The organism is Psychrobacter sp. TB67, assembly GCF_000511065.1.
Taxonomy (GTDB): Bacteria; Pseudomonadota; Gammaproteobacteria; order Pseudomonadales; family Moraxellaceae; genus Psychrobacter; species Psychrobacter okhotskensis.
Map to the genome: position 1 here is coordinate 59,550 of NZ_AYYA01000044.1, position 11,898 is coordinate 71,447.

Annotated in this window: 10 protein-coding genes; 1 reads left to right on the top strand and 9 read right to left on the bottom strand. The window is 45.6% G+C overall.

Features of this window, described 5'->3' with window-relative positions; translation table 11 throughout:
- Positions 1–67: 67 nt before the first annotated feature.
- The 9 genes from W293_RS0106505 to W293_RS17350 all read right to left on the bottom strand — a co-directional run bounded on the left by W293_RS0106505 (position 68) and on the right by W293_RS17350 (position 9,977).
- Entirely contained in the window at positions 68–2,272 is a 2,205-nt protein-coding gene (locus W293_RS0106505) for a PhoX family protein (RefSeq protein WP_025651663.1), read from the bottom strand.
- A 259-nt stretch (positions 2,273–2,531) separates the two neighbouring features.
- Complete coding sequence (locus tag W293_RS0106510; protein WP_025651664.1) at positions 2,532–3,248, bottom strand: fumarylacetoacetate hydrolase family protein; 717 nt, start codon at positions 3,246–3,248, stop codon at positions 2,532–2,534.
- Between the two features lie 95 nt (positions 3,249–3,343).
- Positions 3,344–4,069: an ABC transporter permease gene (locus W293_RS0106515; protein ID WP_025651665.1), complete on the bottom strand. Its 726-nt coding sequence runs from the start codon at positions 4,067–4,069 to the stop codon at positions 3,344–3,346.
- Between the two features lie 12 nt (positions 4,070–4,081).
- Entirely contained in the window at positions 4,082–4,816 is a 735-nt protein-coding gene (locus tag W293_RS0106520; protein WP_025651666.1) for an ABC transporter permease, read from the bottom strand.
- Positions 4,817–5,286: 470 nt separating this feature from the next.
- Positions 5,287–6,147 (bottom strand): ABC transporter substrate-binding protein, encoded by an 861-nt coding sequence (locus W293_RS0106525; protein WP_413771498.1) that lies wholly within the window; start codon positions 6,145–6,147, stop codon positions 5,287–5,289.
- 197 nt (positions 6,148–6,344) lie between these two features.
- Complete coding sequence (locus W293_RS0106530; protein ID WP_037024996.1) at positions 6,345–7,283, bottom strand: transporter substrate-binding domain-containing protein; 939 nt, start codon at positions 7,281–7,283, stop codon at positions 6,345–6,347.
- Positions 7,284–7,372: 89 nt separating this feature from the next.
- Entirely contained in the window at positions 7,373–8,173 is an 801-nt protein-coding gene (locus W293_RS0106535) for a transporter substrate-binding domain-containing protein (protein WP_025651669.1), read from the bottom strand.
- A 344-nt stretch (positions 8,174–8,517) separates the two neighbouring features.
- A complete protein-coding gene (locus W293_RS0106540) occupies positions 8,518–9,318 on the bottom strand; it encodes an ABC transporter ATP-binding protein (protein ID WP_025651670.1) in 801 nt (266 codons plus the stop codon).
- A gap of 335 nt (positions 9,319–9,653) precedes the next feature.
- Positions 9,654–9,977 (bottom strand): hypothetical protein, encoded by a 324-nt coding sequence (locus W293_RS17350; RefSeq protein ID WP_025651671.1) that lies wholly within the window; start codon positions 9,975–9,977, stop codon positions 9,654–9,656.
- 543 nt (positions 9,978–10,520) lie between these two features.
- On the opposite strand from W293_RS17350, the gene W293_RS0106550 reads away from it, so the two are divergent.
- Complete coding sequence (locus W293_RS0106550; RefSeq protein ID WP_025651672.1) at positions 10,521–11,822, top strand: glutamate-5-semialdehyde dehydrogenase; 1,302 nt, start codon at positions 10,521–10,523, stop codon at positions 11,820–11,822.
- Positions 11,823–11,898: the final 76 nt, after the last annotated feature.

The window sequence follows — 11,898 nt, forward strand, 5'->3', positions numbered from 1 at the left end:
CAAGCCATTACTTGGGATTTTTTTGACTGATTAATTTTTTATAAATTTGTTATATATAGTTAATCGCTTATATAAAGGACTCGGCCAGTATAACATCGCCATCCTCGCGCGTAATCATGACCGTGGCTGAACGTGGCGTACTGCCACCAGCGATGGCGCCCCAAGTATTACCAGGATGCTGAATATTGATAAACAGCGTTTTAAAATCTGGCGTCATGGTAATACCTGTCACTTCGCAGCCCTCAGGACCAACGAAAAAACGTTTGATATTGTTATCACTAGCAAGCATGCCGACTGGCGTTTGTTGCCCAGCCGAAGTGGTGGTCAGCGCACCATCATTCACCTTGCCCGGTAGCGCCGCCAGTAACATGCAGTTCGTGGTATCGGTATACGCACCATCATCGGTCTGAATCCACAACACACCACGTGGGTCAAAGTATAAGCCGTCTGGCGAGGACAAATCATTGCTGGCATTTAACTGCGATAAATTCTCTGCGGACAAACCACTAGGCGCAGCAAACAGATAAATATCCCATTCAAAGGTCGTTGCCGCATGATCGCCGCCCGCTTCTGCCCAGCGGATGATATGCCCATTGTCATTGCCACGCGCTTTGCCACCTGCTTCATAGCTGCGCGGATTGGATGCTGAAACGGGCTGGTCATCACGCTCGCCGCGATATTTATTATTGGTCAAGGTCACGTACACCTCGCCAGTCATGGGGCTGACTGACACCCATTCAGGTCGATCCATCTTGGTTGCACCTAGCGCGTCAGCAGCAGCACGGGCAAAGATTAAAACCTCATCCTGTCCATTAAAAGGCAAGTCGCGATTAGAAGCGTCCAGTCCATTTTGACCATGAATCAGTGCCTTCCATTCGCCTCGACCATTTTCATTAAAGGTCGCGACGTAGAGCGTGCCCTCATTCATATACTTGTCGCCAGCTTTTAGGCCGCCACCGATATCAGTATTTGACCATGTGGCTTTGGAGACGAATTTATAGATATACTCACCGCGTGCATCATCGCCCATATAAAAGACCACGGGCTTGCCTTGCTCAACAGGCGCGTAGGCACAGTTTTCATGCGCGAAACGCCCTAGTGCGGTACGCTTTCGTGGTACGGATTGCGGCTCAAACGGGTCAATTTCTGTGATATAACCAAAGGTATTAAAGCCATTACGATAATCATCGGCAGCGCTTGCTCCAACGGCAGTCATGTCCCAACGTGAGAATTCGTCAGGGATTTTGGCGTCTTTGGCCTCAGGTGTGTGCCATAAATATTCAAAGCCAGCAAAGTTCTCTGTTGCCCCATAGCGCTTGCGACCATAATTATGCTCAGCACTCAATTGACTGGCATCTTGTCCACGCGCGAATACCCCTAGGAAGTTCTCTTCGGTGGTCAGATACGTGCCCCAAGGTGACAGCCCTGCACCACAATTATTATTGATGCCGCGAGTCTGAAAACCGGTTGGGTCAAATTTGGTCTTAACCAAATCAGAACCAGCAACAGGCCCCGCCAATTGCGTCGTGGTACTACTGGTAATACGGCGATTGTATTTTGAATCAGTCACCATCTCATAGCCTATCCCATTGGCGCGTCGACTCATCTCAACCACCGCAACGCCATGGCAATTAACCTCTCGGCGTACATCGCTCGCGAGGCGACGGTTCTGGAATATCGGCGCAGCATCATTATCTTGAGTCACATAGTAGCCAAACGGGCTAAGCTCGCTACTATTCACGTACTCATGGTTCATGACCAGCAGACCATTGTCTGACGCTTTGGCATCATATGCGCCGCCTTTTTTGCCAAAGAACCACATACCATCATGGTTGTCACCCATGCGCCATTCGAACGACTCGGCAGACTGCTCACGATTGTCTTTCCAATCATCGATACCAGACATGAGCGGCGTACCCAGTGGTAATATCATCTCCGCTTTGTAGCCTTCAGCCACGCTCATCGTTTCGGCAGTGGAATGCGCTACTGCGGTAAACTTCAAGGCTTCCGGACGCTTAAGATCGCCCTGTGCAGGAATAGCAGCATTGTTGCCTGCGCTATTATTGATAGTATTGCTGTCATCGTCGTCACTACAACCGACCAACGGCAGCGCACCAAAAAAAGCAGCAGCCGTCAATCCCGTGCCACCTTTTAGGATACTGCGGCGGTTCAAGCGGCGGCTAATAATGGTTTGAAAGTCAATATTATTAGTAGGATTAGAGTCTTCAACGACTTCATGGGCAAGCAGTTGCTTATTATTCAATACGGTCATTATCAGTCACCTTGCTGTTGGCTGGATTGGCATAAAAAGGCTCGTTGCGGCGGTATTTTGTCCGCCACAACAATACGAATTACGCTTAAGTCTACCGAGCATTTATGACAGTACGTTGAAAGCCAGATGACAGTTTGATGACAATATTTCTGATAAAGAATGGCTGATGGACAGCTTTTATAGACACTGATAAAACAAAAACCCCAAGCGTTAACTTGGGATTTTTGATACTTCATACTTGAGACTAATTTTAGCAAGTTTAGTGTACTTGCGCCTGCCATTCATGTGCGCCCAACTTTAGCATGAGCTTATCACCTGCATGCAATATCCCAACGCCGCTTGGCGTACCAGTCATGATGACATCGCCTGCTTGTAAGCTAAACGCATGACTGATATTGGCCAATAATTCATAAACCGGAAACAACATCAAAGCGCTCTCGCCATCTTGCTTAAGCGTGTCATTGATGGTCAGTTGGTAGTGCACATCGGTAAAGTCATCGAACGCTTGTGGATCGAGCCAGTCAGCGAGTACACAAGCACCGTCGAAACACTTGGCACGCTCCCATGGATGACCTTTTTCTTTTAACTCAGTTTGCAAGTCACGCAAGGTCAAATCTAGTCCTAAGGTCACGCCACCAATCGCCTGCTGGGCTTGCCCAATGGTCGCAGCCGACAGGTCAGCTGACAGCTGAACGCATAGCTCTGCTTCGTAATGGGTCTCACCAAATACTTCTGGATTTGGGCGGATAACGCCTTGACGAATAGAGACCACCGCAGAGGCGGGTTTCATAAATAGCATGGGCGCGGCTGGCACCTCATTACCCAATTCGTGAGCATGAGCGGCATAGTTACGACCGACGCAGACGACCTTTCCGATGGGTGCGCGTAAGCTCTGATTGGCACTCGCAGCGCCGTCATCATCATTGACATTTGCGGCAATGGCATCGACTAATGACATATGTGGTGATTGGCTCATACTAGATTCTCACAGCAAAATTATGGAAATTTTTATTGGCAAATTTAGCATTATCCAATATGACTTTAGCGATAAATCACTTTAATAATAAATCATTAAGGAATCGTATTGGTCATCACATCTGGTGGCACATAGCTGGCATGACGGTTCATTCTTTTTTCAAACAGTCTAAAGCTAAATAAGATCACCCACGATAACAACAAATAGACGATACCGGCTGCAAAGAACAATTCCATCAAGGTATAAGTACGGGCACTAATCGTACGAGCAACGCCCGTGATATCCATCAAAGCAATGGTTGACGCCAGAGCGCTGCCCTTTAGCATAAAGATAACTTCGTTACTGTAAGCGGGAATCACAATGCCAAAAGCACGCGGTAAGGTAATACGAGTCAGCTTCTGCCATTTTGACATCCCAATCGCATCAGCAGCTTCGAGCTCGCCCACGGGAATGTTTTGAATCGCGCCGCGAATGATTTCTGCCAAATAAGCGCTGGTATTGAGCGTGAAGGCAATGATGGCACACCAATAGGCTTGGCTCAGCACTGGCTCCCATAAGAATGAATCACGTACCGCTTCGAACTGACCAAGACCATAATAAATCAAAAATATCTGCACCAGTAGTGGCGTGCCACGGAAAAAGAAGATATATAAAAAGGGCAGTATCTGTACCACCCAATTTTTAGACAGTCGTAACAGCGCTAAAATCAGACCAAAGAACAGTCCTATAATACCTGAGATGACCACAAGCTGAACGGTCAAAACCGCGCCGCCTAGTAAGTCAGGGATATGCTCAAAAATAACCTGCCAATTCCAATCCATAGTATCTCTCCTCTATCCTATGGTCGATTGACGTTGAACGGATTGACGACTCAGCTTTTTAGCATAGCGCGCCGCTGGGTTGGCACGCCATTCAAGCCACATCATAAAACCCGTAATCAGCACGGTTAAACCCAGATAGATAATCGCCGCCGCCATATAAAAAGTAAACGGCTGCTGTGTTGACTGCGCCGCGCGCGAAGACTGATACATGATATCTTTGAGACCAACCACCGATACCAATGCCGTGTCCTTAAGCAGCACCAAAAATAGATTGCCCAATCCGGGCAGCGCAATCTGCCATACTTGCGGTAGGGTAATACGATAAAAGGTCTGAAAAGGACGCATGCCTATCGCTTGCGCCGCCTCACGTTGGCCTATCGGAATCTCTTGAATCGACATGCGAAAAATTTCAGTCGCATAGGCACCAAAAGCAATCGACAACGCCATGACGCCGCCCCAAAAAGCACTAATTTCGACATAGTCGTTATAGCCGAACTTTTTGAGAATGCTCATCAGCAGTATAGAACCGCCATAATAGATAAACAGCACCAAGAGCAGCTCAGGAATCCCGCGCATCGTGGCGGTATAAACAGTCGCAAGCTTACGTAGCAGCCAGATATTTGACAGCTTAGCTGTGGCACCGAGCAGACCTAAAAACATGCCGATGACTAAACTGGTCATGGCAAGTTGTATGGTGACGGTAGCGCCGCTTAATAGAAGCGCGCCAAATCCTTGTAAATCAAACACAATTATCCACTCAGTCTCTTTATATTAGCAATATTAGCAAAATATGAGTTAAAAGAATCAGCATCAATAGCTGAGCGCTGCCTATAACCGTATTTTATATCAAATTGATACGGACAATCTGTTTAATAGCACGACAACAGATTAATACCATCATAGAAGCGGTAATTGACACAGTAGAAATGAGCGCCGATTTTATCATATTCGCTCGCCGCTATGTTAATACTGACACGTAAAAGCGCGCCCTAAATCGCCACTTATCTCTACAAAAAGAAAATAAATAAGCAAGATTTGACCAAAGTTGACCCTCAATATTGATTCAATCAGCAAGATGTCATCGAAGCGTTCAAATTATTACACAAAAGGTTGTAAGGCATTCTATAAAACAATAAAAAAGGACATCACCATTATAGTAATGTCCTCGTTATTAATACTAAAGTTTCAAACCTTACGATAATATTTATATTAAACGGTTATTGCGCGGTGCTATCTACCACTGGCTGCTCAGTATTTTCTAACGTAGCGTCCGTAACTATGCTGTTACTAGCGGCTGGCACGGCAAAGTACTTTTGATTGATTTTGTCATAAGTACCATTGGCCTTTAGATTGGCTAATGACTGATTGATCTTTGCTTGTAGTGCCTCATCATTAGGACGCACCGCTATGGCAAAGTTATCATTAATATCAATCTCATCACCTTTTAGCACATAATTACTGCCTGTGGGTGAGCTAAGCCACTCTAACGCCGGTAGTTTGTCAGATATCATTGTATCAACGCGACCGGAACCCAAATCTAAAAAGGCATTACTCAAGGTATCATAGAGCTTCATATTGGCTTTTGGATACGTATTCTCTAACCACTGCGAAGAGATGGTCGAGCGCTGCGCGGCAATCGAGTGCGCATTGATATCATCGCTGTTGCTTGGCTCAAAGCTGCTGTCTTTTTTGGCCAAAAAAACCAACGTATTACTAAAGTAAGGATCCGTAAAGGCAACTTGTTGCTCACGCTCAGGGGTCACTGACATCGCCGCGACGATGGCATCATATTTACCAGCCTTGAGACCAGGGATAATACCATCCCAGTCTTGGGCAGTAATCTCGCAGGTGACTTGCATATCATCGCAAAGGGCATTGGCCATATCCACATCGAAGCCGCCGAGTGTGCCATCTGCATTGGTATAGTTGAAAGGAGCATAAGCGCCTTCAGTACCGATACGTAGCACCTCCTCTGTCGCCGCAGTTGCGGTCTCAGTGGTCTCATTAGCTGCAGAGTTGCTGTCGTCAGCACTGTTTTGACTGTTGTTACAACCCGCTAAAGTAAAGACAGCAGCCATGCCCAACAGCGGCATAGACCAGCGGCTGGTCGTTACCAGCGTTCTGATTGAGGTACGAGTCATATTGAGGGCTGGGATAAGATAGTGGCTCATGATCATCCTTGATATTTATACAGTAGAAAACAGCTTAGTAAAACAACGCCTGCCTTTTATTAGGGCGTGTCTCATATTAGGACATGCCCTAGGCCAAACTCGTCCTAGTTGGTTGCCGTTTCTGTTTGTTCTTCTTCAGCAATCACTGCATTGGCATCGACATTACCTTCATCAACGACAACCACTTGCTCAACACTACCATTAGCGGCTGTTTTTTGTGCAGCAGCCGTTGTGCTAGTACCAAAATAGCTGCCAGTGATTTGATCATAGGTGCCATTGGCTTTTAGCTCTGCCAATGCTGCGTTAAATTTGGCAACTAGTGGATCACCTTTACGGAAGGCAATACCCATGGCGTCATCATTGGTGCTGATCTCTTGACCTTTGACTTCGTAGTCTTTGCCCGCTTCCGTTTTTAGCCAGTCAATACCCGTTACTTTATCAGACATCATCGCACGTACACGACCTGAGGTGAGATCTAGATAAGCGTTGTCCTGAGTATCATAAAGCTTGACATCGGCATCGGCATGTTCGTCCTGCAAGTACTGTGACGCAACGGTTGAGCGCTGTGAAGCGACTGGCTGACCTTGTAGTGACTCTACTGTAATATCATCACCTTTTTTACCGATTAAGATGATGCCACTGTGGAAGTAAGGGTCGCTAAATTCCACGACTTCTTTACGCTCAGGGGTGATTGACATCCCTGCGATGGCCGCATCAAATTTCTGTGCATTCAGTCCCGGAATCAGACCATCCCAATCTTGGGAGATGACTTCACACTCTGCTTTCATTTGCGCACATAGTGCATCGACCAGCTCAATCTCATAGCCGATCAGTTTGCCATCGGCATCTGTGTAGCTAAAAGGCTTATAGCTTGATTCGGTGGCGATTTTGATGTTCAACGGTGTATCAGTTGCCGCATCAGCTTCGGCACTGTCTGTTGGTGCTGAGCTATTATTACACCCTGCTAGCATTAGCATGGCAGCGCTGAGCGGCGCAAGCCAAAAGGCTTTTTTGGTCATTAATGATGTCATTGAAATGGTCATGTTTGCTATTCCTTAATATATTTACCAGCCGTGTATTAACCCACTATTCGTTGATCGACGCTTATTCGTTAAAGCTTATTCATCAACGCTTACTGATCAAAGTTAATTTGCTCAAGACGTGCCAGCTCACCATTACTACGGATTTCGCTAAGCGCTTTGTTAAATTCGTCTCTGAGTGGGTCGCCTTTACGGACAGCAATAGCAATATTATCGTCGTTATCAATCTCATCACCAACGACGCCGAAGCCTTCAGTATTGTCTGCTAACCATGACTTGGCTGAGACTTTTTCAGCCAATACCGCATCGCTACGTCCAGATTTTAGATCCAAATAAGCATTGTCATAATTGTCATAAAGCTTGACGGTGTTGCCGTCTTTGCCTTCATAGTTGTCTTGTAGGTACGCGCCTGGCGTCGTTGAACGTTGACCGCCAAGGGTTAGGTTTTTGATTGCCATCGGATCAAAGCTGCCTTTGGTATCGGTCAGCCATACCATAGTATTGGCAAAATAGGGCTCACTGAAATCGACTTTTTCTTGGCGTTCAGCGGTGATAGACATACCAGCGACCACAGCATCATACTTTTGTGCCAACAAACCCGGAATGATACCGTCCCAATCTTGGGCAACGATTTCACATTTGGCTTGCATCTGATCACACAGGGCATTGGCAACGTCAATATCAAAACCGGCCAGCGTACCATCGGCATTGGTGTAGTTAAAAGGAGGGTAAGCGCCTTCGGTTGCGATACGAATGGTTTTGCCAGCCGTTTCTGCTGCTGGCGCATCGGCGTTGGTAGCAGCCGTTTCATCAGCAGGTTGACTACAAGCACTCAGCATTAACGCTGCAGTGACGGTCATCGATGACCATAATAGGCGAGAATTCGACATCATACATTCCTTAAGTTCTAATGGGTTTTTTAGGGTTCTGATATTTTGTTCTCTGACTTCCCTGCCAGACAAGCAATATAGATAGCAGAAAATGCAAGCAACCGTTATTAACGACCGCCTGTCAACCTTTTGATAATACCTGAGTAAAATATCAAAAACAAACGTTTTGCATACCGACTGTTATTATTGGGTAATAAATGGTCAACGGTACTTACCAATCAGCAGTTTGCGCAGCATAAGCCCATGTGCAATAAAAGCTTAATCACCATGAGCGACGATACATTTTATCGGAATGCATCATCATTCTAAATGTCATTGGCTAAATATTATTGGTCAAGCGTCAGTGGTTATAGGTGTTGACGATGCGATGCCATAAAGTCTTTGACACGCTCAGAGGTAGGATTGTCAAAGACTTGTTCGGGCGTACCCATCTCTTCAACGATTCCTTGATGTAAGAATACGACTTGGCTGGAGACTTCACGGGCAAAACGCATCTCATGAGTGACGATTAGCATGGTGCGCCCCTCTTCTGCCAATTCACGCATGACCGCCAGTACTTCATTCACCAGCTCTGGATCTAACGCTGACGTTGGCTCATCAAACAATAATACTCGTGGCTGCATAGCAAGGGCACGGGCAATAGCGACGCGCTGGCGCTGACCACCGGATAAATTGGCAGGATAAGCGTCTTTTTTATCCAGCAGACCCACTTTATCGAGCAGTTTTTCAGCATCGCTAATGGCTTGATCTTTTTTAATCTTTAAAACTTGCGTTGGCCCTTCGATGATGTTTTGCAAAATCGTTTTGTGTGGCCACAAGTTGAAGTTCTGAAAGACGAAGCCCACCCGCGCACGCAAACTCTCTAATTGCTTGATATCTGCGGCTTGAAGCTCACCTGATTTACTGGGCTTTAACATCAGCTCGTCGTTACCAATGATGATACGACCCTGATTGGGCTTTTCAAGCAGATTAATACAGCGCAATAAGGTAGATTTACCAGAGCCAGACGAGCCTAAAATAGAGATCACATCACCATCATAGGCGGTGAGCGACACCCCTTTTAGTACTGCCAATGAGCCATAGCTTTTATGGACGTCTTGTAAATCTAAGGCGATAGGCCGAGTCGGATTTTTTGCAATATCAAGCATGGTTCAGCAGACTTCCAATAAATATGAGTGAATACGAGAATAAAAAACAGCACTATATATAGTATAAATCAATGCTCTATAGACCGCTTTATATGATAGCGCGATGACTGATGTGCCATAAGAGAGGTATTGTCTCCTATAATGCAGAGAAAACGCAAACTTTGCACAGCATTGGCTCATAAATCAGCCAATAAATGACTGGCACAAAAAAGCCCAGACTGCATTTAAGCGCTGGGCTTTATTTTATCACTTTAGCGTACAAGACGTTGTTTTATCTGAGCATCGAGTCATCATACTTCAACCTGACGTCTTAAGACGATTTTTGACGTACTCATTTAATAGGTTGAGACGTGCTCTTGTTGTTCAGAGCCGTCTAATACGTCGTCATCAGCAGTCGAAACAGCCACATCATCTTTATTGCCCACTGCCATAGCCTCATCGTCGGCACTAGCAATGGCTATATCATTTTCTGTCGCTTTGTCAGCCGTTGAGACACCAGTGGCGCCTTGCTCGACTTCGACTTGGGCGTCAGTCGCGGTACTGGCCTCAGCCGTTGTTGCTTCTTTATCAGCACAAGCGCCTAGCATTAAGGTTGCAGCGGCTAGCGTGGCATACAACCATTTTTTACCCTTGTCATTCTTGTCATTAATGATAGCCATTGTCCTTCTCCATGCTCGTTAATCGATAAATTGATAGTCAACAATTTGTAGACTTAGTAATGACTATACTGACCATCGACACTGGCGTCCTTAGTAATTGCAGCGCAGTTCTGTTAAAAACACGTAATTATCAATTCATTTTGTAATGACACTCATATCGTTTTATTTTAGGTTAGCAATTACAACCATTTCACTATGAAAAACCTCTATAAGCGCTTTGTAAAGCGGGTTCTGTTCACAAATTCAACTTTACTATCGACCTAATCTGCTCTATGTTAAATGACATAGCGCCATAATCGCGCTCAGAACCATTTTTTGTAGACTATTGATGATATTTGGCAGTTTTTCTGCCTTTTTAGGTATTTTTGCAGCTACTTTAGTTATTTTTGTTACTTTTAATCAGTTAATAGAAATAATGATTTAATAAAACTGATCATTTGATCAAAGCAATGATTTGATAGAAGTAACTCTTTGATAAAAATTGAGTGTCTATCATTACTTAGTCTACGAATCGTTAAATTAGAAATATAAGGAAAAAGATTTATGAGTCAATCGAACACCACAGACGTTACCGCCTATATGCAATCTGTTGGCAAACAAGCGCGCGCCGCATCACGTGCTTTAGCTGCGGCCAATACGGGTGACAAAAATGCTGCTTTGATGTCGATTTATGACGTCCTGATGAATGCCAAACAGGATATTTTGTCTGCCAATAAAATCGATATGGACAATGGTCAAAAAAACAACTTAGACGCCGCCTTGCTTGACCGTCTAGAGCTAAACGATGCGCGCTTCGACGGTATGCTACAAGGTTTAAAAGACGTATCGGCGCTACCTGATCCTATCGGCGAAGTCACTGACATGACTTACCAGCCATCAGGGATTCATTTGGGCAAAATGCGTGTACCACTCGGCGTGGTCGGTATGATTTATGAGTCGCGTCCTAACGTCACATTGGAAGCCGCCTCTCTTGCTCTAAAGTCGGGCAATGCGATTATATTGCGCGGTGGTTCTGAAGCATTCGAATCCAACCAAGCAATCGCCAAATGTATCTTAGAAGGTCTAAAAAAAGTCGGACTGTCTGAGCACAGTGTGCAAGTACTACAAACGACCGATCGCGCTGCTGTCGGCGAGCTGATTACGATGACAGAATATGTCGATGTAATCGTGCCACGCGGCGGTAAGGGTTTGATTGAGCGTATTAGCCGCGATGCCAAAGTTCCTGTGATTAAGCATCTAGATGGTAACTGCCATACCTTTATTGACAGTGATGCCGATCCTGAGATTGCTATCAAAGTCAGCGTCAATGCCAAAACCCATCGCTATGGTACTTGCAATACCATGGAGACCCTCTTGGTCGATGAATCAGTCGCGGGTGAGCTATTACCAAAAATCGCTGAAGCTATTATTCAAGCCGATGATGCCATGCAACTACGCCTCGATGATAAGTCGCAAGCCATCTTAAATGACAACGCTAAGCTTGCTGGTCATTTATCTGCCGCAACTGCTGAGGATTGGGATACCGAATACCTTGCGCCTATCTTAGCGATCAAAGTATTATCAGGCATTAATGAGGCCATCGAACACATCAATACTCACGGCAGTCATCATACCGACGTCATCATTACGGATAATTACACCAAGTCGCAGCGTTTTATCCGCGAAGTAGACTCAGCCAGCGTGATGATTAACGCCTCTAGCCGCTTTGCTGATGGTTTTGAATATGGTCTGGGTGCAGAGATTGGCATCTCAACCGACAAAATTCATGCGCGTGGTCCTGTTGGACTAGAAGGTTTGACCTCACAAAAATGGATCGTTTATGGTCATGGTGAGACACGCACCTAATTTATTGCGCTCCGCCCTATCATCTACCGTCTAAATTAACGTATAATCCAAAAAAAACGTCAGCTTAATTGCTGGC